This is a genomic window from Occallatibacter sp., from assembly GCF_035317045.1.
Classification (GTDB): Bacteria; Acidobacteriota; Terriglobia; order Terriglobales; family Acidobacteriaceae; genus Telmatobacter.
Map to the genome: position 1 here is coordinate 372,312 of NZ_DATHHT010000011.1, position 25,363 is coordinate 397,674.

18 protein-coding genes are annotated in these 25,363 nt (G+C 56.5%); 7 read left to right on the plus strand and 11 right to left on the minus strand.

Translation table 11 applies throughout. The features are described from left to right. Positions 1 to 43 precede the first annotated feature (43 nt). The gene (locus VK574_RS04765; RefSeq protein ID WP_472798661.1) at positions 44 to 2,290 is read left to right on the plus strand and encodes a glycoside hydrolase family 3 N-terminal domain-containing protein; all 2,247 of its coding nucleotides are present in this window, start codon (positions 44 to 46) and stop codon (positions 2,288 to 2,290) included. A 40-nt stretch (positions 2,291 to 2,330) separates the two neighbouring features. Here VK574_RS04765 and VK574_RS04770 read toward each other — a convergent pair whose 3' ends face one another. The 5 genes from VK574_RS04770 to VK574_RS04790 form a co-directional block, all read right to left on the minus strand. Then, positions 2,331 to 4,970 carry an ADOP family duplicated permease gene (locus tag VK574_RS04770; protein ID WP_472798662.1) on the minus strand — a complete coding sequence of 880 codons (2,640 nt, stop codon included), beginning with the start codon at positions 4,968 to 4,970 and terminating at the stop codon, positions 2,331 to 2,333. A 12-nt stretch (positions 4,971 to 4,982) separates the two neighbouring features. Continuing rightward, positions 4,983 to 5,333 carry a PadR family transcriptional regulator gene (locus VK574_RS04775; protein WP_472798663.1) on the minus strand — a complete coding sequence of 117 codons (351 nt, stop codon included), beginning with the start codon at positions 5,331 to 5,333 and terminating at the stop codon, positions 4,983 to 4,985. A gap of 69 nt (positions 5,334 to 5,402) precedes the next feature. Further along, positions 5,403 to 6,806, minus strand: a complete 1,404-nt coding sequence (locus tag VK574_RS04780; protein ID WP_472798664.1) for an amino acid permease — start codon at positions 6,804 to 6,806, stop codon at positions 5,403 to 5,405. Between the two features lie 25 nt (positions 6,807 to 6,831). After that, positions 6,832 to 8,115: a cysteine desulfurase-like protein gene (locus tag VK574_RS04785; RefSeq protein ID WP_472798665.1), complete on the minus strand. Its 1,284-nt coding sequence runs from the start codon at positions 8,113 to 8,115 to the stop codon at positions 6,832 to 6,834. A gap of 287 nt (positions 8,116 to 8,402) precedes the next feature. Then, positions 8,403 to 8,900, minus strand: coding sequence for an ester cyclase (locus VK574_RS04790; protein WP_472798666.1), 498 nt, complete (start codon positions 8,898 to 8,900; stop codon positions 8,403 to 8,405). 76 nt (positions 8,901 to 8,976) lie between these two features. Between VK574_RS04790 and VK574_RS04795 the strand changes: the two genes are divergently transcribed. The 3 genes from VK574_RS04795 to VK574_RS04805 are packed head-to-tail and all read left to right on the plus strand — an operon-like array spanning position 8,977 to position 11,256. Beyond that, positions 8,977 to 9,492 carry a hypothetical protein gene (locus tag VK574_RS04795; protein ID WP_472798667.1) on the plus strand — a complete coding sequence of 172 codons (516 nt, stop codon included), beginning with the start codon at positions 8,977 to 8,979 and terminating at the stop codon, positions 9,490 to 9,492. Between the two features lie 54 nt (positions 9,493 to 9,546). Continuing rightward, positions 9,547 to 9,963: a hypothetical protein gene (locus VK574_RS04800; protein WP_472798668.1), complete on the plus strand. Its 417-nt coding sequence runs from the start codon at positions 9,547 to 9,549 to the stop codon at positions 9,961 to 9,963. A 9-nt stretch (positions 9,964 to 9,972) separates the two neighbouring features. Continuing rightward, on the plus strand, positions 9,973 to 11,256 hold the full coding sequence (locus VK574_RS04805; RefSeq protein ID WP_472798669.1) for a multiheme c-type cytochrome: 1,284 nt from the start codon (positions 9,973 to 9,975) through the stop codon (positions 11,254 to 11,256). Positions 11,257 to 11,310: 54 nt separating this feature from the next. On the opposite strand, the gene VK574_RS04810 is transcribed toward VK574_RS04805, so the two are convergent. The 5 genes from VK574_RS04810 to VK574_RS04830 all read right to left on the minus strand — a co-directional run bounded on the left by VK574_RS04810 (position 11,311) and on the right by VK574_RS04830 (position 20,486). After that, a complete protein-coding gene (locus tag VK574_RS04810) occupies positions 11,311 to 12,495 on the minus strand; it encodes a tetratricopeptide repeat protein (protein WP_472798670.1) in 1,185 nt (394 codons plus the stop codon). Between the two features lie 70 nt (positions 12,496 to 12,565). Further along, complete coding sequence (locus tag VK574_RS04815) at positions 12,566 to 16,093, minus strand: TonB-dependent receptor (protein ID WP_472798671.1); 3,528 nt, start codon at positions 16,091 to 16,093, stop codon at positions 12,566 to 12,568. Between the two features lie 667 nt (positions 16,094 to 16,760). Beyond that, positions 16,761 to 18,086 carry an Nramp family divalent metal transporter gene (locus VK574_RS04820; RefSeq protein ID WP_472798672.1) on the minus strand — a complete coding sequence of 442 codons (1,326 nt, stop codon included), beginning with the start codon at positions 18,084 to 18,086 and terminating at the stop codon, positions 16,761 to 16,763. 65 nt (positions 18,087 to 18,151) lie between these two features. After that, positions 18,152 to 19,903, minus strand: a complete 1,752-nt coding sequence (locus tag VK574_RS04825) for a thiamine pyrophosphate-dependent enzyme (RefSeq protein WP_472798673.1) — start codon at positions 19,901 to 19,903, stop codon at positions 18,152 to 18,154. A gap of 178 nt (positions 19,904 to 20,081) precedes the next feature. After that, positions 20,082 to 20,486 (minus strand): Crp/Fnr family transcriptional regulator, encoded by a 405-nt coding sequence (locus VK574_RS04830; RefSeq protein ID WP_472798674.1) that lies wholly within the window; start codon positions 20,484 to 20,486, stop codon positions 20,082 to 20,084. Between the two features lie 547 nt (positions 20,487 to 21,033). Between VK574_RS04830 and VK574_RS04835 the strand changes: the two genes are divergently transcribed. Next, positions 21,034 to 21,246 carry a hypothetical protein gene (locus VK574_RS04835; protein ID WP_472798675.1) on the plus strand — a complete coding sequence of 71 codons (213 nt, stop codon included), beginning with the start codon at positions 21,034 to 21,036 and terminating at the stop codon, positions 21,244 to 21,246. Between the two features lie 182 nt (positions 21,247 to 21,428). Further along, the gene (locus tag VK574_RS04840) at positions 21,429 to 22,676 is read left to right on the plus strand and encodes a multiheme c-type cytochrome (protein ID WP_472798676.1); all 1,248 of its coding nucleotides are present in this window, start codon (positions 21,429 to 21,431) and stop codon (positions 22,674 to 22,676) included. A 20-nt stretch (positions 22,677 to 22,696) separates the two neighbouring features. On the opposite strand, the gene VK574_RS04845 is transcribed toward VK574_RS04840, so the two are convergent. Continuing rightward, positions 22,697 to 23,752 carry a hypothetical protein gene (locus VK574_RS04845; RefSeq protein ID WP_472798677.1) on the minus strand — a complete coding sequence of 352 codons (1,056 nt, stop codon included), beginning with the start codon at positions 23,750 to 23,752 and terminating at the stop codon, positions 22,697 to 22,699. A 593-nt stretch (positions 23,753 to 24,345) separates the two neighbouring features. On the opposite strand from VK574_RS04845, the gene VK574_RS04850 reads away from it, so the two are divergent. Continuing rightward, positions 24,346 to 25,359 (plus strand): hypothetical protein, encoded by a 1,014-nt coding sequence (locus VK574_RS04850; protein WP_472798678.1) that lies wholly within the window; start codon positions 24,346 to 24,348, stop codon positions 25,357 to 25,359. Positions 25,360 to 25,363: the final 4 nt, after the last annotated feature.

The following is a 25,363-nucleotide window of genomic DNA, read 5'->3' on the forward strand; positions in this document are numbered from 1 at the left end:
GAGGCCCAAGGGCGAAAATTAACGGTATCATTCGAAGGATCCCATGAGACGTCACTATTTCGCCTGCTATCTTCTCTGTCTCTCGGCCGCTGTGGCCGCTCAACAGCCGACGCACGTCCCGGATTCTGCTGCGCCATTCAGGCAGCCAAACCTGCCTATTGAAGATCGTGTGCGCGATTTGATCGCTCGCATGACCGCCGAAGAGAAGGCTCGGCAGCTCGACATGTACGCGGGGGTGCCTGACCTGGTCGACAACGCTCTCGACAAAACGCACGCGGCGGCGAACGCGAAATTCCAAACGAACAAGGCAGACAGGCTGTTTGGAACGCTCGGCGTGGGGAGCATTCATGATCTTTACCCGAGCGCGGAACTGTCAAACGAGATTCAGCGATGGACGATCGAGCACTCAAGGTTCGGGATTCCCGCCATCTTCATCGAAGAGGGTCTGCACGGCTACAACGACGGCACGGTCTTTCCCGCTCCGATTAATTTGGCGGCGACTTGGAATCCTGATCTTGCCCGACGTACCGGGGCCGCAATCGCAAGCGAGATGCGGGCGGCAGGTGTGGATATGGTGTTGGCTCCCGTTCTCGACGTGGCACGCGAACCGCGATGGGGCCGCGTAGAAGAGGACTTCGGAGAAGATCCCTACCTAACGGGACAACTCGGTCTGGCCTATGTGGAAGGCGCGCAGGGCGAATCGCTCAGCAGTGACCATTCCGTAATTGCGGAACCAAAGCATTTCGTAGGTCACGGCTCTCCCGAGAGCGGACTCAACACGTCTCCGGTGCACATTGGCGAGCGCGAACTGCGCACCATCATGCTGAAGTCCTTCGAGCCGGCGATTCGCGAAGGACACGCGATGGGCGTTATGGCTGCGTATCACGAAATCGATGGCGTACCAGTCGCTTCAGATCCAGACCTCCTCAGCACCATTCTGCGCGGAGAGTGGGGATTCCAGGGTTTTGTGCTTTCTGACCTCGGCGCGATCCGCCGTCTCTGGGAGGATCACCACACGGCCGCGAACGCCAAGGATGCAATCGTGCAGGCTATCAATGCCGGCGTGGACATGCAGTTCTATGACTTCAGCCACGAAGAATTCCAGAACGCGATCGTGTCGGGCATGCAGGACCATACGCTTTCCCCAAGTGCCCTTGATCGCGCTGTGTCATCGGTGCTCAGGGCAAAGTTTGCACTTGGTCTTTTCGATCGCCCGTACGTCGACACGTCGATGACTGCTCGTGTGAAACGCGACAAGGAACATTTGGCAGTCTCACTCGAGTCGGCCAGAGAGTCCATGACGTTGCTGAAGAACGATGGGCGACTGTTGCCCTTGCCGAAGACTCTGAAGCGCATCGCGCTCATCGGGCCGAATGCAGCCGTTGCTCGGTATGGAGACTACGAGGATGAGAAGAACGGACTGCGCATCTGCATCGCCGATGGCTTGCGTACGCTGTTGCAGGGTGCTTCGATTGCAGTGGATGACGGCTCCGACATCAAGAAAGCTGTCGACCTTGCGAGAGCAGCCGAAGTCGTTATCCTCGCGCTGGGGGAGTACCCGGGAATCTCCGGCGAAGGATCTGACAGGCAGAGCCTGGATTTGCCTGGTAATCAAGAGCAACTGCTTGAAGCTATTGTTGCGATCGGGAAACCAACGGCCTTGGTTCTGGAAAATGGTCGCCCGCTGACAATTCCCTGGGCGGCGGCACATGTGCCAGTCATCTTGGAAGCCTGGTACCCCGGCGAATTCGGCGGGCAGGCTGTAGCCGAGACGCTCTTTGGCGACAACAACCCGGGTGGAAAGCTCACGATCACATTTCCAAAGAGTGTCGGCCAGCTGCCGGCGTTCTATAACTTCGATCCGTCGAAATCGACAAAGTATGTAGATGGCGATCGGAAGCCGCAGTTTCCTTTCGGATTTGGCTTGAGCTTCACAACTTTCCGGTATGACAACCTATCAGTTCAGGCGCCGCCCGATGGGAGAGACGGCGATGTTGTTGTAACGGTGACAGTGACGAATACCGGAAACGTGGAAGGCGACGAGATCGCGCAACTCTATCTGCACCACGACGTCGGCACTGTGGAAACACCGGATCGGGCCCTGATGGGATTCTCACGTGTCCACCTGAAGCCAGGCGAATCCAGGCGCGTGGAGTTTCACCTGAAGCAGAGCGATCTTGCTGTCTGGAGCACGCATCACCAGTGGATCGTTGAGCCGGGCAACTATACCGTGTTTGCCGGTGGTTCATCCGAGGCAACACTTGCGACGAAGTTCACGATCTCTCGATGAGAGCGAACCAGCCAGCGCAGAGTGAAGATTTGCGGCCGACTCAATCTTCGCGCAGCAGCATCATCGGATCGATCGAGAGAGCGCGCTGAGCTGGAATCCATATAGCCAGAAGGCCCAGCAAAAGCATGGCCAGAACCACGCCCCCCAGAACCAGCGGATCGCGCGGCGTGGCTGTGTACACAATGAACGCAAGAACCCGGGCGGCCAGAATTCCCAGGAGCAGTCCTGTCGCCGAACCGAATGCCAGCAATCGAATGGACCGCCCCAATGCAGCCTTTAACACTTCGCGCCGCTGCGCACCCAGAGCCAACCGAATTCCCAGCTCCCGCAGCCGCTTGCTCACCGAGTACGCCGCCATTCCAAAGATGCCCGTTAGCGAAAGCATTGCACCCATCAGCCCGAGCACTCCCAGCGCCACCGTCGCTACGCGCGAGGGAAACAGGGCCAGATCCAGGCCCCGGGTCCAGGTTTGGATGAACATCGGCAGGCTGTCATCCATTCCTCGAATCTTGTTCCGGATAGCTGTCGCCAGTTGTTGCGGATCGCGTTCCGAGCGCACCACAAGGGTTGTCATCCCAGTCGGAGATTGCAGGAACGGCAGAAACATCGCCGGCCGCGGATCCTCGGTCATCTGATAGTACTTTCCGTCCTCCGCGATTCCAACCACCTGCACCCGCGCTCCATCTTCCGTCTTGTAATACTTGCCCAGCGCGTTGCTGGCTGAGCCGAAAACCATGCGTGCAAACAGCGCATTCACGATGCCCACGCGCGGCGAATCGCTGTCGTCTTGCCACGAAAAACTTCTGCCGTCCAGCAAGGATGTGCCCGCCGCTTGAAAGTATTCGGGAGATATCTTGTACACGGCAACATTTGCCGCGGCGTTAGCCGTCCTCAATTCCGTCGTCTGTTCGGTGAAGACGTCCGCAGTCGAACTGCCCCCACCCAGCGGGATTTGACTTACAAACCCCACCGTCTTCACACCGGGAATCGTCTGCAAGGCATCGATCATGCGCCTCTGCATGGCGTGTAGCCTGTCGCCGCTGTAACCGGCCATGCTGAGCGTCGTATCCACCAGCATCGTGTTCTTGGGTTCAAACCCGAAGTTGCTGTGCATTGAGCGTGCCAGGCCTCGCAAGGCGACCAGCGAAGAAGTCACCAGTACCGCACAGATGGCAATCTGCACCACGAGCAATACATCGCGGAGAGTGATCCGGCGCCCCGTATTGCCCACAATGATTCCGGTTGATCCTCCCTTGACCACTTCGTATGGATTGGCGCGAAGAATCTGCCTCACCGGAACCGCGCCAAAAAGGAATCCGCTGGCCAAAGCCAAAAACAGCGCGACCAGGTAGACATTCGCATCGGGGTATACGGGCACGTGCATGGGATATTCGGGAATCGGCTGCCAGATGCTCAACTGGCGCAAAAGCGCGACGCTACCCAGAAGCCCCAGAACGCCGCCAACGAGTGAAATCAGCAGAGCTTCGGTAAACACCGCGCGCAAAATGCGTTTTCGGCTCGATCCGAGCGCCAGGCGCAGGGCTACTTCGCGGGAGCGATCGGCGGCGCGCGCGGCAAACAGGCTGCCCAGGTTGGCGCATGCGGCCAGCAGAATCAGTCCGGCCAGCAGCATCAATCCCGTCATGAACCCCTTCACCGCTGGCCCTAGCATGTCGCCGATAAGGCTGGGGCGGGCCAGAGAGTAGGTCATGTAGGCATCGTCCTTGGGATAGCTCTTCTCCAGATAGGCCCCAATCGAGTCCAGATCGGCAATGGCCTGCGCAGGAGTGACTCCTGCTTTTACATGTCCGAGCGTCATGAAGATGTTGCGGCGTCCGCGATTGTTCAGAAAACTCGGCCCATCCTCCTGGTTGACCATCGGCAAGAAGAAATCCGGATAGAAAAACAGCAAGGTCCCGTTGAACTCCGGCGGAGCGACGCCCAGGATGGTGTACGGATGCCTGTTCACCTGGACGACCCGGCCCACAATGCCGCGATCATCTTGAAAATGACTGTGCCAATAGGAATAGCTCAGCACCAGATAAGGTGCGCTGTTGGGACCATGCTCGTCGGCGACGTGGAAGAAACGGCCTAGATATGGCTGAATCTTCAGCGCGTCGAAGTAGTTGCCAGTCACCTCGTAGCCCCAGACCTCGGATGGGTTCTTGCCCGTATCGAGCGCCACCTCGTTGAGAATATAGGCCGTCAGACCATCGAAGGTGCGGTTGCGATCGCGCAGATCGAGATAGTCGGGATATGAAGTTGCCTGGTCCTTGTTGTTGCCGCGCTCAATCGTGTAAAGGCTTTGCGCATCAGGCACGTTGAGCGGCCGCAGAATCAGCGCGTTCAATACGCCGAATACCACGGCGTTGGCGCCGATCGCCAGTGCCAGCGTCAAGACCGCGGCGATCGTGAACCCGGGCGACCGGCGCAGGTTGCGCACAGCGATGCGCACGTCGGTCCAGATGGACTCCAGTGTCGGCCACTGCCAGACAAGGTGGCTGCGTTCTTCCAGCAACGTTTTGTTGCCAAACGCGCGGCGCGCGGCCCGTTCGGCCTCCTCGCGGCTCAGACCCTCGGCCATCAACTGTTCGGCCCGCTCTTCAAGATGCAGTTGCATCTCTTCAGAAAGGTCGTCATAGATCTTGCGGCGGCGGAAGATGTTCGGTATCCAGTCCATGAGAGGCTGCTCCTAGCTGGCGGGAGATTTGCCCGGATTGAGGACAAGTGCAATGCCTTCAAACATGCGTTCAAAGCTCGAAATCTGCTGCTCGAGGTGACGGAGACCAGCAGCCGTGATCTGGTAGGTCCGCACCCGGCGATTGGTGGATGAAACACCCCACTCCGCCTTCACCAGCTTCGCCTTGAGCAGTCTCTGGAGCGCCGGATAAAGCGAACCCTCCTCCACTTGCAGAAGGTTGTTCGATCGCTGCTGGATGTGCTGAACCAGTGCATAACCGTGCGCCGGCTGGCGGCGCAGCGACTCGAGGATCATCATTTCGAGTGCGCCGGGAAAAAGATCGCGAGCAGTAGTTTCCGTCATAGGCCTTTTTGCTACAGGCATAGACTAAACAGGTATTCAGTTTCGTGTCAAGAAGAATCGCTCCACCTATCAATGACGGCATGTTGGCCGTATGCTTCGGTTCCTTCGCATCAGCGTCCAGTAAAGAGTTGTAATCACAATCAAGAACGGTACGAAGCTCGGAACCGAGTACTCCAGGCCCGCCACATAAAAGGTACTGATGGCGATGGCAGCGAGGGAGACGAGGGCCACGATCTGCGCGTAAGGCGAGAAAGGAAGGCGGATCGGCAGCATTGCGATGCGCGCTAGTCCTATCGAGCGGCGAAAGGACAGGTGGGCGAACAAGATGACGATCCAGACGAAGAACATTCCGGCCACGGCCACGCCGTAAAGGAGGAGGAACGCACGGCCGGGAGCGAAGATGGCGAGCAGGATGGCCGCAGCCATTCCGGCAGTCGACACTACCAGGGCGACGTAGGGTACGCCGTTTCGGCCAAGGCTTCCGAGGGCCTTCGGGACATAGCCGTCATGCGACAGAGAAAACAGAGTCCGGCTGGTTAGATAGAGATTGGTGTTCGCGCTGGAGAGGGCGGCGGTGATGACCACCAGGTTCATGACCCCTGCGGCGTAGGGAATGCCGACCTTCGCAAATGCGAGCACAAAGGGACTGCCAGTGATCCCGCTGCCCATCGTGTTCCACGGAGTCATCGAGAGCATCACGGTGATCGAGAGAACATAGAAAAGGATGAGCCGAAGAGTAACGGTGCGCATCGCACGAGGAATGGTCTTTTCGGGTTGCATCGCCTCGCCAGCGGTGACGCCTATGATTTCCACGCCCATGTAGCTGGTGAGCGTGAGGCTCAAGGCGAGCCAGACTCCAGTAAGGCCGTGCGGAAGAAACCCTCCGTGCGAGGCGAGATTTGAGAAGCCGATGGCACGCGCCGGGCCAACGCCCAGGATCAGTCCGAGGCCGAGGAGTATGAAGGCCACGATGGTGATCACCTTGATGATCGCAAACCAGTATTCGAATTCACCAAAGTTGCTGACACGCAGCCCATTGACCGCGACCAATCCCACCGAGACGCCAACAACCCAAACCCATTGCAGAACCGACGGGAACCAGACAGAAAAGTAAATTGCAACCGCCGTGACCTCCGCGCCGATAGCCAGGATTTGAACGAAGGCGTAGGTAACACGAACCGCGAAGCCTGACCACTCATTCAAATACGTCTGCGCATAGACGCCGAATGAACCGGCGACGGGATGTGTGACAGCCATCTCCGCAATGGAGTAAGCGACAATGAGAGCGATGACTGCGCTGAAGAGATAAGCAAGGATGACGCCCGGCCCGGCGAGCCGGATAGTGACGGAGCTGCCGAGAAAAAGCCCTACTCCGATCGCACCGCCGATGGTGATCATCGTGAGCTGGCGTTGCGTGAGCGCGCGGTTGAGTTCGGGTGAACTCTTGCGCGTGCCGGCGGGAATGAAAGCCATTGGCACGCTGGCGGAAGTATCTTGTTTATCGCCCCCGAACCATGTCAAAGAGTACCTTCCCGAACTCGTGAATCTCGTCGAGGGTGTTGTAGTGGACGAGCGAAGCGCGGTTGACACCGGTATCGAGACTCGCGCCGAGGCGCTTCATCAAGCGCGGAGCGTACATGTGGCCATCACGAATACCAATACCCCGGTCCGACATGGTCTCGGTGACGAGCGCCGGCACAACGCCAGGCAGGCGGAAACAAAACGTAGGAACGCGTTCAGCCACGCGCGCGCTGTCGTCAATGCCGTAAATAACGGCGCCGGCAGCCCGCAGGACTTCGAGCATCTCGAAAGAAAGTTTGGCTTCGTAATCGCGGATTGAAGTCATGCCACGAATGAGAGAGGCTCGCCGCGATGCGGGTTCAGCGTTTTCGTTTTCACCATCATCGCTTCCGCCGAGCGATTCCAGATAAGCAATGGCGGCTGCCATGCCCGCAACGTTCTCGAAGATGAAGGTACCGGCTTCAATCTTGCCGGGGGGAGCGTCGGGAATAAAGTCCTCGCGGAACGTTGGCAGAACATTCAGAAGCTCCAGTCGACCCCACATGAAACCCATGTGCGGACCGAATATCTTGTAGCCGGAACAGACGAGGTAATCGCAATCGAAAGCCTGCACATCGATGAGGGCGTGAGGAGCGTAATGAACGCAATCGAGAACCACCTCGGCGCCGGCGGCGTGCGCCAGTTTCGCAACGGCGGTGACATCGACAATGGAACCGAGCGCATGGGAGGCAACGGTACAGGCCACAAGGCGAGTCTTCGCGGTGAGAAGCGGGGCAAGATCCTCCACGTGAAGGTTGTTATCTTCACGCATCCTCCACCAGACAATCTTTGCCCCTTCGCGCTCAAGCTGCAGCCATGTGGCGATATTGGCTTCGTGATCGAGGTCCGTGACAACGATCTCGTTGCGGGTCTCGAGGGTGCGACCGATCGCCAGGCTGAGCAGACGGAGGAACGACGTGGCGTTCATGCCGAAAGCGATCTCGTCGCAGTTGCGCGCGTTGATCAAGGCAGCGACGCTCTCGCGGGCCTGCGCGATGGTGGCGTCGACTGCCATGCTCCGGGCGTAGCGGCCGCCGCGCTGCACATTGCGATGCAGAAGATGACCATTGATTGCGTCAAAAACTCCCTGAGGAATCTGCGCGCCGGCTCCATTATCGAAAAAAATCAAGCCTGGATCCTGATGGAGCGCAGGAAAGCGCGAGCGGATTCGGTCGCAGGGAAAGTTGACGACCAGGGATGCGATTAGCTGCTGGTTGACCACATGGCTCCTGACGTTTAGCGATCCGACAACACAGGGTGGGGTATCGGCCGGCCGCTTGCCCTGGCCTCCTGATGGAAGCGTGTCGCTAGTATACAAACTCAGAACAATGTCCCGTCCGGATCGCACTCTCAACTTAACAGGCTGCGGAAAAACTCAATCGGCGCCTCAGTTTTGAAAGGGCGCGACTTCAGTCGTGCCGACAAAACCAATGAAATCAAGGTCGGCTTAGCCGCTGCGGGATGCTTTCGAGGAAGCTGACCCGTAATCACTCCCTTTTCCGCAGCCTGTTAAGGCATCGACGGGTCGAGGAGCTTTTGCGCGGTTTCAGCTCCAAATACAGGTAGCGCCGAGTCCGTAAGCAGACCGATTTGTTTGAGCACCGATGCCTGGTCCCAGTAGATCCGCTCATGCGCCAGCTTGCCCTCCCGAAAGCCTACGACCACCACCAGAGGAATGTCGACGTGTCGATGAGTCGGAGGAACACCGGGGAGCATCCAGGGCATCTCCTCTGTGTGGGTAAAGGAGAAGATCATCTCGTCGACCAGTTGATCCTGGCCGAGCGTCCGGGAGATGAGTTTGATAGATGTATCGGCCGGCATCAGCGAGATGAAGTCTTCAGCGTAGAACCGGCGCAGGGCTGCATGGCCATAACCGCCGGTCATTACTGGAACGTGGTTGACATAGGCGTCCTCAACCATGGTCGCGATGGTCGAAGAGACGTCGCGTGTCGAAAACTCATAGCCGATGTGCTCATCCCATTTCGCAATCATCTCTGCCTGGTTCATGGCTCGCGGTTCCTCTGGGGAGATGTTAATCGATTGCGGACATTTGCCAACACCGTCTCTCTCGAAACCAGTAGAAATGGAAGGCGCGGATGAACCCCATATCGCTGCGAAATGTCCACCGATCCCGCCGTTGCACCCGCATCTTGCCATTCAAGAAATGTCTGGACCGAGAATGCGAATCTCTGTTTATATTGCATTTGAGCGAGGATTCATGCGAGGTTCTTTCACGGTTATCGGCGCTAGAAGCGGGTTTCTATGTACATTGATTCTGGGCGCCACGGCAACCCTTGGTCAAAATCCTCCTCCGAACCACGTAGTCATTCCCAATCCAACTCCTCGTCCGCCTGACTTGAAGCAGGAGCTTAACGACACTCCCAGGGATCAGAAGAAGCGAGAAACAGCCTCGATCGAGAATCAGATGCGCGCTCGAGAGATTTGGCTTGAGTCCAATCAGATATTGTTGCTGGCACAGGAACTTGAGCAAGAGATTGTTTTGAAGAAGACATCTACGTCTATGGCAGCCAACGCCGTCAAGGCGGCGAAGATCGAAAAGCTTGCTCACACCGTGCAAGAGAAAATGAAGACCCAGTAGGCACTTTTCGCTGGTCCGCAAACACGCGTGGTCAGCTGTTCAAAGGAAGTAAGCATGACGAAGTACCTCAAAAAACCAAGGCTAATTCGCTGGCTGCTCTTGCCTGTGGTTCTCGCGTCAGCCTTAGCGCTTCCAGTGCTTTCCCAGTCAAGTGCGGCCCTGGCCTCTTCAACTCCATCGGAACCCAAGCTCCAGACTGATAAAGCTGCTTCCCAATCGAGCCATCCAACGTCTCTCGATTCCAAACCTGAAGCACGCCCTGAGGCGTCGGCAGAGGAAGTCAGACAGGCGCAGATTGAAGAGGACACAAAAAAGCTGTATCAGTTGTCCGCCGAATTACGAACTGAGGTGGCCAACACTTACAAGGAGAGTCTCTCCCTCACTGTGCTCAAAAAGGCCGAAGAGGTCGAAAAGTTGGCCCGGGACCTGAAGCTACTCATGAAGCAGGAAGCAACCGCTGCCAGGAAATAGGAGCAGCGATTGAGCAATATTCATGCGGTACTCAGTATCATCAAGTGGGGGCCGCGTAGAATGTTCCGAGCCAAAGTCGTTTTTCTTCCCGTTTTGGCTGCTTCCCTTATCCTGCGCCCGGCAGTTGCCCTTCACTCGTCGAAAGACACACAATCAACGACCGATCGAACTGACTATTCTGGCGACGCGAGTTGCCAGAAATGTCATAGAGATATCGGTGAAAACTACCATCTCACTCCTCATCACCTGACCTCCCAACTGCCCACTTCTAGTTCGGTTCACGGATCATTTCAAAATGGCGCCAATTCCCTGATCATCGTTGACACAAAGGAGTCTGCCGAACCGGGACTTCAGTTTCTTATGGAGTCGAAAAAGGATGGCCTCTTCGAAACCGCGCGGAGCGGATGGGACTCTGATGTCTATCAAAGAACTGAACGGATCGATCTCATAACCGGTTCCGGGGTGCGAGGTCAGACTTACCTGTACTGGCAGGGCGACCGACTATTTGAATTGCCGGTCAGCTATTGGAGTGACAGCCATCGATGGATCAACAGCCCCGGCTACGTCGACGGCACCGCGGATTTTTCCCGCCCGGTTAATCCGGCCTGTCTGGAGTGTCACGCGACGTATATTCGAACCCTCTCCGCGAACCCGGCAACCAATCGATATGACCGGAAAAGCCTGGTACCGGGCATCTCGTGTGAAAGCTGTCACGGTCCCGGCGCAAACCATGTTCGGCAAGAATTGCGCCAGGAGACCAAGGCAAAAGAGCCGTCGATTTTGAATCCAGCAAACTTTTCGCGAGACCTGCAAGTTGATTTGTGCGCAGAATGCCATAATGGGATTCAGCGAGAAGCTCTGGCGCCGGCATTCTCCTACATTCCGGGCCGGCCGCTGAGTGAATATTTCAAACCGCTTCCGTCCCCTGCTGGAGAGCATCCGGATGTTCACGGAAATCAGGTCGGATTACTCCAGCGCAGCAAGTGCTATCGCTCGTCTGCGAAGATGAGTTGCTCAACCTGCCATGACGTTCATACAACTCGGCAATCCGCTGAGTCCTATTCACTCAAATGTCTCAGCTGCCACAACTGGCAAAGCTGCGGCATGTCCAAAAAGATGGGTCACCGGATCATGAACAAATGCATTGACTGTCATATGCCTATCGAGGAGACCAATGTGATCGTCTCTCAAACGGCGGGACAGGTGGTACACGCCAGGATGCGGAATCACTGGATAAAAGTCTATGCAGACGTTCGGCTGCCGGAGAGTAGCCGATCAGCGGCTCGTCCTTAGACAGTGCAACCAACACGACCGGCGATTGCGCAATGAATCGATTCATTCGAGCAATCAAGGAGCCGGTGTTTCAATCGAATCGATCATCTCCGCGAGAGATAGATGATTACGGGGCGACAACTTTCCCGCCCGTTCGATTTCTTCGTTCGCTTCGTCTTTTCTACCCATCGACCCATACAATTTGGCAATCAGCAAATGCGGCTCAATGTCCTCGGGATCAGATTCGATCGCCTTCTTGAGTTCTCGAATCGCATCTTCGTTTTGACCACTATTCCCGTGGATGATGCCAAGATCAAGGTCCACAATGGGATTCGGCTCGTTGCCGCGAGCGAGTTTCTCTAATTCCGGGAGTGCTTTTGCAAACTCACCCTGCCGGACCCACGAATCAGCGAAGTAGATGCTTGCTTTCAGATTCCCCGGATCCTTCTGAAGTTCCAACTGGAATTCGTTCGCCGCTTCCGGCCATTTGTTCTCAGCCCATAAGAGATAGCCAAGCCCAAAGTGCGCGTTCGGCTGATCGGGATTTGATGCCACCGCAGCCCGCAATTCTTTCGTCGCGCCTGCCTTGTCCCCCATTTGGTTGAGGGCTTCGCCCGCCAGCATGTCCGCCTCGGCGGAAGCGGGCTGCAGCGCAAGAATCTCCCGGTGCGCATCGAGAACGCACTGATATTGCTTGCTCCTCATGCAACTGTGCGCCAAGGCCAATCGCAGAGCGACATCCTGCGAGTCATGCTCAGTCGCCCGCTTCAAATATGGAATTGCGACAAGGTAGTCCTTCATTCCATAGTGCGCCATGCCCAGCAGGATGGTAAGGCGAAGGTCGCCCGGGTGCTTCCTGATCTCGGACGAAAGCGATTTGATGGCGTCGGGAAATTGGGCAACCTTGAACAACGTCAGTCCAAGGTTCATCTGCAAACCTGGCAGATCGGGATTGATTGCTATTGCCATGCGATAATTCTCAATCGCGGATTCGAAGTGTTCCTGACGGGCTTCAAGCAATCCGAGATGCGCGAGGGCTTCTGCATTTTGCGGATCCGCCTTGGCAATGGCAATCCAAATCTGTTCCGCGTCAGCATTCAGTCCTTTTTGCTCAAGGGTTAAGGCATTCGACCGCGCTTGAGACCGATCTTGTTCCTGCGCCACAAGCACGGGCAAGAAGATAAGCGCAATCGCGACCACGCTGGGGCATACAAGTTTGGAATAGCTTCTCTTTCCCATCGACGTCACGGGCGAATTCATTCTCCAAATTTACGCGCAAAATACAAAACGCGGCAGGCTAACCTGCCGCGCTTTGTATGACTGGTTCTGGTTAGAAAACGAACTTACCGCCCAACTCGAGTGCACGCGGATCATAGAACGAGGTTACCGTTCCGAAATTCGAGTTGCCGAGTGTATTTCCGACGCCGTTTGGTTCGGTGTGGTTGAAGGTGTTGAACGATTCCAAACGGAACTCGAAGTGAGCTCTTTCAGTGAACGCGAACGATTTGTACAGCGAGGTGGTAAAGTTCACGCGGTTCGGACCTGGAATGGCGTCTTTGCCCGCGCTGCCGAAGCCCTGGTTGGGGCCGCCGGCCCATGCCGGAGTCGGGTTGCTGAAGGCAGAAGTGTCAAACGCATTCTTGGAGCCTCCCAACTTCTTCACCTTGGCCGATTGATTCGGACGGTTCGTATAGCCGCCGCCGAGGCCAATCGTATCGTAGTTGAGCGAGGTGCGAGGAGTTGTAGGAACGCCAGTCTCATCGATGATCGTTCCGGCAACTTCCCAGCCACCAAGTACCGAGTGAGTGAAGCCCGGCTGCTTGAAGATGGGGAGTTTGTAGATATAGTTCATGCTGAGGATGTGGCGCCGATCGAAGCCTCCCGATCCCTTCATGTACTTAATGTTGAAAGGATTGTCGATGCCCGAGTCGTCGGTGCTGGTGATGTCGATTTCGTGCGAGTAGGTGTAGTCGACTTCACCGCTGAGTCCCCAACGGTTCTGAATACGGAGTCCGGTCTGGAATCCGTTGTAGTTTCCGTTGGTGTTGTTCTCCTGCTCCGTTATGCCGCCGAAGCCATCGAACACTCGCAGTTGGTCTGGGATGGGAATGTTCGCGTGGTTCGGATTCGTGCCCGAGTTGTTGTTTGGGTCACCGGCATTGGCCCGCGAATACTTCAGGTAGTCAGTAGCAGGGCCGCCGTTTACATTGAACGCGGGATTGTTGCCCACGAGGAGAGGAGTGTTCAAGGAGTAGTTGTTAATGTTCCGGCGAATGTTCTGATGCCAAGCGAGATTGCCGACATATTGAACAACCAGGATGACCGACTGAGCCACCTGGTCCTGAACGCCAAGGCTGAACTGGGCAACCGCGGGCGCCCTGAAGTTCTGGGCGAGAGTGGTGCTTCCCTGCGCGAACAACGGTGTGGCCGCCGCCGCGCCGGTTACGTAGCTGACGTGTGGATCGCTCAGGTACACGGTATTAGCTGAGGGAGTGTTGGCAAACGGTGCAGCGGTGGCGACATCGTAAATGTCGTTGCCCTGAAGCCGTTCGTAGAAGGTGCCGAAGCCGCCGCGCAGTACGGTCTTGCCGTTACCGAAGACGTCTTCAGAGAAGCCGACGCGGGGTTGCACGGTGTCGTAGTCGGTCTTGACCAGTCCCGCGGGGGTGCCGTTTTGACCAGCCAGGTGAACACCGTTCAAGTAAAACTGGCCGCCATTGACAGTTTGGAAGCCCGGCCCGTTTGGATCCATGGACCCGCTGACCAGCCATGTTGGAGCCTGCCCCGTTAGATAAGTCGCCGGATCGAAGTTGGCAACCTGGTTGGAACGCTCCCAGGCGAATGGCAGCGCGTCATAACGAAGACCGATCTGCAGGCTGAGGCGAGGCGTCACCTTCCAGGTATCCATCGCATAGGCCGATGGCGTTTGGTTGACATAGTGGCGGATCGGTGCAGCCTGCGACTCCGAATAGCTTGAGGACAAGCCAAGCAACATGTCCATGAAGGAGTCACCGGTTGCGCCCGAGAATGCATAGCTGCCTTCCGCATTGAGGAAGAGCTTCTGGTTTTTGGTGTAGCGGTTATAGCTGGCGCCGAACTTCAAGGCGTGTTTGCCCATGGTGTAGGAGATGTCCACCTTGGGCTCGAGATCGCCGGCGGCGTTGTGCCACGGAGCCGAACCCGGATTCTCCTGAACGCCGCCATAGACGCCGTTCCATTGCATACTCGGAGCAGACTTCGAGCCGTTGTTGAAGAACTTGTTGACCGCGAAGCCCGACGGCAAAGCGCCCTTGGAACTGTTGACGATGTCGATGATATTGCCGTCATAGTTCATGCTTGCTTCGACCAGCAAATTGGGGTTGATGGTCGCAGTCAGCTTGACAGCAGCGCTGTTTGAAGGGTTGTTCAGAGTGCTGGTGATCGTCGGCCAGCTACCGGTTGACCAACCTACCATCGGCGCAGGGAACGCCTGCGAAACAGAATCGTGCATGTAGTGGGCAAGGATTTGATACTTGTCGTTGATGCGATGATCAACGCGTGCAACGTCATCGCGCACGTTGATGGGAAGACTTGCCTGACCCAAAAACTGGTCTCGAGGCGCGTTCGGCTTCGGCACAATTCCGGAACTCAGATATGCCACGGCGTTGGCGTCGAACAAGCCTGCAGGGATTACACCACCGGGGAAAGGCTGGCCCTGCACGCATGTGGGGCAATTGGTTGCCAACTTCGCGGCGAATGCGGGGTCGCCCACGGTCGGGACTTTCAGGACGACCGGTGAGCTGGCGAAGCCAGGCGAGACGTACGCCAGGTTTTGGCCGGCGGTTGGGAAGTCTGCCGCAGGCAAATCGTTTTGAAGATTCGGAGGATTGCCCTGGATCAGCTTGCGCCATTCTTCATTCCAGAAGAAGAACGTCTTCTTCCGATCCTTGTTGTAGAAACCAGGAATGAAAAGCGGGCCGCCGATATTGGCGCCGAAGATATTGTAGTTCAATTTCGCGCGCTTAGTGGGGGTTCCCGACGTGTTCTTGTTTTGGAAGCTGTTTGCATTGTAGGCGGTGTTGCGGTTGAACTCCCATGCTTCACCATGGAAGCTCTGGGTGCCGCTTTTGAGCGAAAGGCTGATTGTGGCGCCAGAGGAGATGCCGTAATCCGGCGGATAGTTGGAGGAGAGAGTTTCCATCTGGGCGATTGCATCCTGCGATGGCAAAATACTGATGCCACCGGCGCCGCCGCGATCATCGGCCTCACCGCCGTCGATCAACCAGATGTTGTGGCTCTGGCGGAGACCGTTGACGCTGATGTTTGCGCTGGCACCTACTGACGTTGGCGTGTTGTTGTCCGGCAGAGTGGAGCTGACGCCGAGACCGAGCGCGACCAGCGAAGCAAAGTTCCGGTTCTCCGTCGCGATTTCCGTGATTTGTTCTTCGCTGACAAGCGTACTCACGACGTTCGAATCTGTCTGTACCGTCAAGACGTCCGACTGAACGGTTACGGTCTGGTCTACGCTGCCAACAGTGAGTGTCGCGTCCACGCGGGTAGTCTGCGAGACGTTAACGACGATTCCCTTTTCTACGTACGCATCAAAGCCCTTCGCGGAGGCCTTGAGATCGTAGGTTCCGACGTTCAATCCGTTGAAGGTGAAGTTGCCGCTGTCGTTGCTGGTCGCTTTGGACACGAAGCCAGTCTGTTGCTGGGTAAGTGTGACCTCGGCTCCCGGAACAGCAGCTCCGTTCTTGTCAAGGACCGTCCCCGTGATTGTTGAATTCTGCTGGGCGCGTCCCGCCAGGCAGGTGAGAAGCAGAACGAGCGATAACACAAACAATCTGTATCTCGCTGGTGTCGCTGAATTCACTTTCATGCGTCACTCTCCATTTGAAGCTGGTTTTCCATTGCTTGTGGCGCCGCGTTCGAGTGCAGTTGGTGCACTGACGATGCGCTGCGGTGTACGTCCCCGCTTTTTTCTGCGCTCGAGACGACCGTAACCTAGTCGCCGATCTGAGCGATTGCATATCCCGGGTTGCAATTGGACAGCTGGGTCGAAAAACTATTCTTCGCCCTGCGCTTCATACCTGAATTCGCTACGAAATTTCAGCTGAAGCGCCTAGGGGAGACGTCTCCAGCAAGTGATCAGAACTGACTTCAGTTTTCGGGGACCCGGGGAAACTGCTGAAGTCAGTTGGCAGCAGGATAAAACGCTTTACTGGTTCGAGGGGCTATATTATTCAGCGGAAAGATCGGTGTCAATAGGAATTTGAGTGCCGTCTCGCAGGGTTGCCGTAGATCAAACAATTCTGCTCTGATCGAGTCAAGGTAAACGCTATCCCGCCCCGCAGGGTGTCAATTTCAGCCCCAAGGGGCTCTATCCCGCGGGTATAGAGAGCCCGGCGCCCCCGTAGAATTCCTTGCCCCGGGCTTGCGGAGGTCGCCCCCATCCCGGCTTGACAGCCCACCTTCCAGGCCTATGCGGGAAGCGTGCCACTGTGTTCGGCCAGGATTGAGCTTGGCGAGCACGAACGGCCTACCTATCATTTCCAGGTCAGAAATACGCCGGCGCAGACGCAGGCCATCGTGGCCGTGGCGATCCAGCCGGTCCACAGCAAATAGGGAGGGACTTTGAACTTGCCCATGACCTTATTGCTTGACGCCATCAGCATGATCACCACCATCAGCGGAGCGGCCACGAGTCCATTCAAAACCGCGGCCCAGACCAGGGCTTTAACCGGATCGATGTGAAGAAAGTTCATCAGCAGACCGATCACGGTTGCTGCGCTGATCGCCGCATAGAAGCGCGGCGCTTCGCGTGGCTGATATTCCAGGCTGGTGTTCCATTTGCAGCCTTCGCCAATACCATATGCCGCCGATGCCCCCAGTACCGGCACGGCTAGTAAACCGGTTCCGACAATACCGCAGACAAAAAGTAGGCCCGCGAAGCGACCGGCGATCGGTTCCAGGGCGGAAGCCGCCTGGGCGCATGTGGAAACGTTCGTGACGCCGTGCGCATGCAAGGTAGCGGCAGCGGTCAGGATGATGAAAAACGCGACTACATTCGAGAAAGCCATCCCCACCATTGTGTCGGCATGAATCCGCTGCAATTGCTTTCCAGCCTGGGACGGCGCACGTTTCAGTGCTTCTTCTCCGCGATTGTTTTTTACCTCCTCCGCCTCTTGCGACGCCTGCCAGAAAAACAGGTAGGGACTGATCGTAGTTCCCAGGACGGCGATCAGCGCTACAAACGATTCTCGCGAAAGGTTCATGCGAGGAATCAGCGTCGCACTCAGTACCTCGCGCCATGAGATGCGCACCAGGAAGGCCACGCCGATGTATGCAAAAAGCGAGAGCGTCAGCCACTTCAGGTATCTTGCATACGCCGTGTACGGAACAAATAGAACGGTTAAAAGAGAGAACACGCCGAAAATGACTGTAAAGAGAGTTGCAGTTCGAGGAACGAGCAAAGCCACCGACGATCCCATCGCGCCGATGTCGGCCCCCAGGTTGAACACGTTGGCTGCCGACATCAGCAACAGCACGAATACAAGAACGGGCTTGGGGTAGTTCTTGCGAAGATTGGCCGCGAGTCCACAGCCCGTCACACGCCCGATGCGACCACAGATCTCCTGAATTGCCGCCATCAGCGGGTACGACAGAAGCATCGTCCACAGCAGCGTATAACCGAATTGCGCACCCACCTGGGAATAGGTCGCGATACCGCTGGGATCATCATCCGATGCACCCGTCACCAGACCGGGACCGAGTTTTGACAGAAGGCCAGCGATAAAGCCGGGTCCGCTGCCTCCTCGGGTAGGGTCGGGTTCAGCCGAGCGTTGATTATCAATTACAAGTGGAGTTCTCATTGCTGCCCGACCCTCATGCTGCACAGCCACCCAAGAGGCATGAGCACACTTAATATGTGCCCTGATCAGATCACTTCTCGCAATTGATCTTCCGCAACGGTCTCCAGAATTTTGATTGCATCCTTTTGCCCGCGGAGCAGCGACTTGGCAAATCTATATGCCTGTTCGGTGGTGACTTTTCCGGGCATGGGCGGCTCATGCGGATCGACTAGAGCCTGGATCACCACGGGGCCGGCAGTTGAGAGGGCTTCGCGCAAAATGCTTTCGGCATGCTCGGGTCTTTCGATCGTGTACCCGCGTGCGCCGCAGGCGTCGGCCACTTTGGCGAAATCGATTGGCTCGAGTTCAACTCCGAATTCAGGATTGCCATCGAGAATCATCTGCTCCCACTTGATCTGGCCGAGGACGTTGTTCTTGATAACGATGACGGCGACGCGAAGCTTGTATTTCACGAGCGTCGCGATTTCACCCATCAACATAGCCATTCCACCGTCGCCGATGACGCAGACGACCTGGCGACCAGGGTACGCAATAGCGGCCGCGATGCTGTACGGGAGGCCGTTGGCCATGGTGGCGAGCGATCCTGACAGGGAAAACTGCATGGTGCCGCGCATCTCAATGTGACGCGCCGCCCATGTGGTGATGGTTCCGCTGTCGGTCACGACAATTGCATCGTCTTCAAGCAGCTTGTTGAGCGTGTGCGTCACCACCTGCGGTTTCATCGGCATGTCTGTGCGCGTGCCCCGTTCTTCCATCAACTCGTTCCACGTCTTCATGCGTTCCTGGGCTTTCTTGAGGAACTTGTGGTTCTTCTCTTTGAGGAGCGGGAGGAGCGCTTGCAAAATCGCCTTGGCATCGCCGACAAGAGCGACATCAACCGGATAGCGCAGGCCGACGCGCGTAGGATCAAGTTCGATCTGCACGCACTTTGCCTGGCCGGGTTTCGGGAAGAAATCCATGTAGGGAAAGCTGGTGCCAATCATGATGAGGGTGTCGCACTCTTCCATGGCATCAACGGACGGAGCGGTGCCGAGCAGTCCGATGCCGCCAGTGGTGTAGGGGCTGCGGTCGGGTAGCACGGCCTTGCCAAGCAGCGCCTTGATAACCGGACCGCCGACAGCCTCTGCCAGTTGAGCAACTTCTTCGCGAGCTTTGAGGGCTCCTCGTCCGACGAGAATCGCGACTCGGGAGCCGTGATTGATGACTTCGGCAGCCTCGCGCAGCAGAGGCCCTGCCGGAACTGCCGTGGGTGGGTGCTCCCAGTCGCCGCTGTGGCCTTTGATGTTGGGTGAGCTGCGCATCTTGTCCGACGCGGGCCACTCCTGGATGTCTTTGGGAATGCAAATATGCGATACGCCGCGCCGGCCGTATGCGGTGCGTACAGCCATGTCGACCACGTTGACGGCGTGCGCAGGCCCCATCACGCGCTCATTGAACTCGGCCACGTCGATGAAGAGCTTGTCGAGATCGACGTCCTGCTGATAGTTCATGCCGATAAGGTCGTGAAATGTGTGACCGGTGATGGCAAGAACGGGCACATGGTCGCACTTGGCATCGTAGAGCCCATTGAGTAAGTGGATGCCGCCCGGACCCGAAGTGGCGCAGCAGACGCCGAGGCGGCCGGTGTACTTGGCGTAACCGCAGGCGGCGAAGGCCGCGGCTTCTTCGTGTCGGACCTGGATGAAACGAAGTTGATCCTGATGCGTCCTCAAAGATTCGAAGACCCCATCGATGCCATCGCCGGGATATCCAAAAATGGTGTCGACACCCCACTCCATCAGTCTTTCCACAATCAGATCGGAAACCCGCTTTGCCATGAGATGCTCCTCATCCCTACCTTGCGGGTTAGATGCGCCGCACGCGATGTCATCACAGACACTTCGAGACATTCATGAAGAAGAGACACGTTCCTTTCCGTGATACGCGTTGAAGCCGACCCTAGCGAGGCCTTTACTCGCGCCAAGGAGGGGAGGACGTCCTCTGAATTTAGAGATTTCAACGCGGATTCAGGTTTTGGAAAACGTCATTCAGCAACCTCCGAATGATCGGATAGCACTCGCAGGCAACCTCGACCAACTGCTCCCTGTTTTCGATACGAATGCGCGATCGCCGGTATTCAATCAGGCCGGACCTTTGCAGACTGCCTGCGGCGAGATTGACGGTTGAGCGGCGCGCTCCGAGCATGTACGCAAGGAATTCCTGCGTCAACCTCATCTCTGTTTCGCCGGTCCTGTCCTGGACCATGAGTAGCCACCGGGCGAGCCGTTCTTCAACTTGATGAACTCGATTGCATGCAGCGAGTTGAGCCAGTACCAGCGCCTCATGCTGTACGAGTCGAAGAATTGCGCTCCGCAGATTCGCATCTTTTGCGAACATTTCTTCGCAACGATTGAAATCCATTCGCAGGCCAGTTCCTGCCACTTGCATGAAGCAGCGTGACGTGCCCGTTAGAGGTCCTAGCAGATGGATCTTTTCCGCAATTCCTTCCCGCCCGACGAATCCCACCTCAACCCCTTCACCGGCGGAAAGGATCGTAACCGTAGAAGCAATACCTGAAGTAATGAAATGGACGTAGTGCGGAGGTGTTTCCGCCTCGAACAAAACGGTGTGGACAGGAAGGTCGACCGGCTCAAGGTGAAGTAAAAGCTCTGACCTGGTTCCGGAAGGAAGCGCTTCAAGCAGACGATTGGTCAATGGAAACGTCACAGGCCGCCCTTTTGAGAATTGCGCTCGGAACTTTCGGCCTCTCGTTGTGCCTAGAGACGTGCGCGCAGCTGAACGCCGCAGAGTCAAAATAGCCGATTGCAGGGAAGAAGTTCTGTTCGATAGCTAACATTCGAATCGACGTGGGATTTCGATCGGGAAATCATGCCTGATTCACTGGCTCGAGACCGCGGAGCAGCTAAATCCGAAACGAGCATTTGTGGTGAGGGTCTTTCAGGCTGATGTGCCAATCCTAGCTGGCGAAACATTCCATCCAGCCGAACTGCAAGAAGCCGGGTTCAATATTCATCGCGCTATCGACGGAATGCGTCTTTTCGGAGAGCACGTCAAAGATCCCTCGCCAAGCGCCAATGACTATGCCATATTTTCTGGCGCGGGTCAGTTGGCTGTGCTCACGCGCAGTGGAATCAATGTATACAGCATCTCCGGCAATTGATCGCGAGCGAACAACTTCTGCACAACGAGTCTGGTGAGACCCTTTTGTCGGAGCAGCGCAATCTACTAAGCCTATACCACGTGCAGATCGGCGGTCTCTCGCGCTAAATGGTAATGTCGAGATGCAGTTGTTTATGATCTCAGGGGCCGCATCAGAACAAAGGGCGGTCAGGGCGCATAATCTTGGACAGCTCAAGAACGAACCGTGGCGAGACTGAGCGTGGATGGGGCAAAGCCGCTCTTCTGTTGCTGGCATGGCTGGGCATGGTTCCTGTCACCATCTCCCAGACATCCGCAGATCATGCCGGAGCAGATCATGCCGTGCCGCCGCCACCCAGCTCGTATGCAGGCGATGCAGCCTGTGCGCAATGCCATCGCAAAGAGTCGGAATTCTACGGGCTCACACCGCACGCCCTTGATTCCGGGCCGGCCACGGCGAAGAACATTATTGGCAGCTTCGGCCAAGGACACAACGTACTACATACCTCGAATCCAAATCTCGTTGTGAACATGGTGGCCGCGCCCGACGGCTTCTATCAGAGCGCAGTTAATTTGGCGGATCAGAGCCGGCTGGCCGAACGATTCGACATTGTGATTGGATCGGGACGTCACGGACAATCGTACCTATACTGGCATGACGACCTGCTGTACGAGATGCCGGCGTCGTATTGGACGTGGAATCACGAATGGGTCATCAGCCCCGGCTTTCCGGCAGGGCAGGTGCATTTTGACCGCGCCATCGTACCCCGGTGCCTGGAATGCCACGCGAGCTACTTCACTTCTTTGGCTCCCCCGCTGAATCGTTTTGAAAAGGGCAGCCTGGTGCTCGGAATCAACTGCGAGCGCTGTCATGGGCCGGGCGCACAACATGTTGCCAACGAGCGCTCAGTCGCCGTGCCGCACAGCGACAAGCACGGTGAGATGATCGTGAATCCTGCACGCTTGACACGCGACCGGCAACTTGACCTGTGCGCGCTTTGTCATGCGGGAGCCGTCGAGCCGACCCGGCCGCCCCTCACCTTCATAGCGGGCGATGATGTTCACAACTACCTCGCGATTCAGCCCCCGACTCCCGACGCTCCGCCGGACGTGCATGGCAACCAGGTCGGCGCGCTGGAACAGAGCAAATGCTTCACCTCAAGCAAAATGACGTGCTCCACCTGCCACAATGTTCATGAGAAACAGGAGAACGCGGATGCTTTCTCGCGTCATTGTCTGAGTTGCCATGAGATGAGCGCCTGCGGAAGGTACGTGGCCCTTGGCTCCAGAATCCGGACAAAGTGCGTGGACTGCCACATGCCTCTGCTGGAGTCCGCAAAGATTACGTCGGACTCGACTGAAGGAACGCTACATGCCCTGCTGCGCGCGCACCAGATCAAGGTCTACCGCGAAGCCAGCGAAACCGTTGAACGCAGCCTTAAAGGCAAGTGACGATCTCGACACAATGATTGTCAACGCAAGGCGGGTGCTGTGTTTGTTGCCTGCGGCTGAGGCCCTGAAGCAATCTGATCCATCGGCAATTCGAGCGCAAAGAGACTTGCATTCCCCTGGTCTGCATGGATCCAGATACCATGAAATGCCTGCTTCAATTCAGGGTGCTGGAGAAGCAACGCGGACATGACATCGGTGACTTGCTTGCGGGCGGAAACGGGAACCCGCAGTTGCGCCGCTTGCGCAGGATTGGGTGCGTAATGAAGGTCCATGTCCAGTGGACCGAATTGAGTGGTCGTGTCGACTGCAGTCACTTCGAAGGTCGAACCCTGTACGTTGAGCATCATTGGTGATTTTCCGGGGAGATCACCGGGACGGGCCTGTTCGGTCTCTTGTTGCAATTTTTCGAGATTCGGACTGGTCAGGAAATCTACGGGACTCAGCAGATTCTGCGCCACGCGGAAATAGAGCAGTGCCGGCCAATTCGACTTCATCTGCGAAAACTTGCGTGCCGAAGCCCAGTACCAGATACCATCATGGTCGGCCACAAGCATCGGTTTGGCATAGAAACCGGCAAGCTGCCATTGATTTCCCGGGGTGCTCGCGAGAATGATTGATATCTGTTGCGGGTGCGGTACCCCTGTGGCATGCAGGATGGCCAATGCGTAATTGCCCGGGGGTATCCCGTTGAATGTAAGCACGACGGTGGGCGTACCACAGAAGAATTGGGTGCGCTCCGCGCCAGGCTGCGCCATGGAGGCATCGAGCAGATACAGCTCTTCAACGGTAATCGTCGAGTTTTGCATAAGCGGACTGAGACTGGTTACCGATGCCGCGATGCCATCGAAATCTGCCGCGATTGCGGGAAGTGTTCGGCCGCGCAATCCCGCAATGTTGCCCTGCTGCACGAATGCAATCATGGCACGCGCCTGGTTCGCGATTAGGTCGCGCTGCTGAGGCGGCATCTGGGACTGGGTTGAACAGGTAGCCGCATGTGCCAGTTGCACCTCGCAGACGATACAACAAATGGCCACATGCAAAAGGGTACGCCGAAGCACTTCAAATCTTGATGGCATGAGTGAACTTGCCCTTCCCCATCCGCGTCGACCGCGTCGACGGCGCAATTCGAAAATACAGCTACAAGGATTTAGATGCGCGAGTCGGTCCAACCGAAACGTGGAGTTTACAGTTCGCTTGCAAGTGCGCCAAGGATGTGAAATGGAGGTTCCCTTCGAAGTTCGGTGCCAGGCCGTTTTTGCGTCCCAGCATATGGACCTCAAAGAGCTGTGTTTGCGAAAAACAAAGCGAATTCTGCGTAATAATTACCCGCTTGCTCCATAAAGCGCGTAGGAAATTCACGAAAATGCGATGGTTGTAATTTTCGTGTATTTTGCTCCCGAAAAGGGTTGCCTGTGAATGTCCAAAAGTGAAATATTGCATTCAGAAATCCAGAATCCTGGGGAGTTGGCCAAGCTAGCCGCCAAGACTCTTACCGGCATCGAGCAGACAAGCATGCTCATTCGTATGTGATCTGGGGACGCCTGAAAGCAGCCGCGTTAACCGGATAGAGGGGCAACCTCGACTCCTGCATCGAGCTGTGCGCAAGGGACAGCCTGCTTCAAATTCCTGCCGGTCGTAATCAACCATCTTTCCCCCAAAAGGATCCTTAATGAAGGTTTCGAAGAAGCTCGCCATCGCAATGTTTTTGTTTGTTTCCGCCATCATTCCCTCCTTTGCAAGCGTCATTGTCAATACCCCTGCAAACAATAGCCAAGTTAGTTCGCCCTTCAGCCTCTCGGCTTTTACATCCCTTTGCTCGGGTCAACAGGTAGGCGCAACGGGCTACTCACTTGATAGCAGTACATACACCGCCATCTTCAAGGCTCCCGCAATCACGACGACGGTTTCAGCAGCTGCCGGCGGGCACGTCCTGCACGTAAAAGCCTGGGGAGTTTCCGGCGCTTCGTGTGTGACGGACATTGCGTTTACGGTTGGAACGTCTTCAGGAATTCCGTCTTCCGCGAGCAGTGTCAGTAGCCTTCAGACCTTTGGCGGCTGGACGGCAATCCACGACACCGGAACGCCGGGAAGTTCCAGCGGATGGTCAGGCACTACCAGTTCGCCATCCCGAAGTGGAGCTGCCCGCAAGTTTTCGATGAACTATTCAAATTACGGCGGGGAGCGTTACAGTATTTCGTTCGGAGACGATGAAGCCGCTTCGAATTTCCTCTTCGACACCTGGGTCTATATTCCCAGCCCGAATAGCGGCCTGGTAAATCTGGAATTGGATCTCAATCAAGTGTTGAGCGGCGGCCAGACCGTTTTGTATGGAATGCAGTGCGACGGATGGTCCAACACCTGGGACATCGCAGTCAATAAGGGAACCACGACACACCCCTTGGATCAGTGGGTTCATACCGGCGCTAAATGCAATGTTCGCAGCTGGTCCACCAACACCTGGCATCACGTGCAACTGAGTTACTCGCGAAACGATACCGGCTGGATTTCCTACAAATATGTATCGCTTGATGGATCTCAGCAAAACATTAACACCACGGCTCTGGGTGCCTACATGCTCGGATGGGCGCCCACGCTATTGGCCAACGTGCAAATTGACGGAGCGACCAGTGGGAGCGGTTCCGCAGCCGCAATTGTGGACGACCTGACCATTTACAGGTGGTAGTTCT

Coding starts and splice junctions, on each gene's coding strand:
- VK574_RS04765 (WP_472798661.1), top strand. CDS start 44: ATGAGACGTCACTATTTCGCCTGCTATCTTCTCTGTCTCTCGGCCGCT.
- VK574_RS04770 (WP_472798662.1), bottom strand. CDS start 4,970: ATGGACTGGATACCGAACATCTTCCGCCGCCGCAAGATCTATGACGAC.
- VK574_RS04775 (WP_472798663.1), bottom strand. CDS start 5,333: ATGACGGAAACTACTGCTCGCGATCTTTTTCCCGGCGCACTCGAAATG.
- VK574_RS04780 (WP_472798664.1), bottom strand. CDS start 6,806: ATGGCTTTCATTCCCGCCGGCACGCGCAAGAGTTCACCCGAACTCAAC.
- VK574_RS04790 (WP_472798666.1), bottom strand. CDS start 8,900: ATGAACCAGGCAGAGATGATTGCGAAATGGGATGAGCACATCGGCTAT.
- VK574_RS04795 (WP_472798667.1), top strand. CDS start 8,977: ATGGAAGGCGCGGATGAACCCCATATCGCTGCGAAATGTCCACCGATC.
- VK574_RS04800 (WP_472798668.1), top strand. CDS start 9,547: ATGACGAAGTACCTCAAAAAACCAAGGCTAATTCGCTGGCTGCTCTTG.
- VK574_RS04810 (WP_472798670.1), bottom strand. CDS start 12,495: ATGAATTCGCCCGTGACGTCGATGGGAAAGAGAAGCTATTCCAAACTT.
- VK574_RS04815 (WP_472798671.1), bottom strand. CDS start 16,093: ATGAAAGTGAATTCAGCGACACCAGCGAGATACAGATTGTTTGTGTTA.
- VK574_RS04820 (WP_472798672.1), bottom strand. CDS start 18,086: ATGAGAACTCCACTTGTAATTGATAATCAACGCTCGGCTGAACCCGAC.
- VK574_RS04825 (WP_472798673.1), bottom strand. CDS start 19,903: ATGGCAAAGCGGGTTTCCGATCTGATTGTGGAAAGACTGATGGAGTGG.
- VK574_RS04830 (WP_472798674.1), bottom strand. CDS start 20,486: ATGGATTTCAATCGTTGCGAAGAAATGTTCGCAAAAGATGCGAATCTG.
- VK574_RS04845 (WP_472798677.1), bottom strand. CDS start 23,752: ATGCCATCAAGATTTGAAGTGCTTCGGCGTACCCTTTTGCATGTGGCC.
- VK574_RS04850 (WP_472798678.1), top strand. CDS start 24,346: ATGAAGGTTTCGAAGAAGCTCGCCATCGCAATGTTTTTGTTTGTTTCC.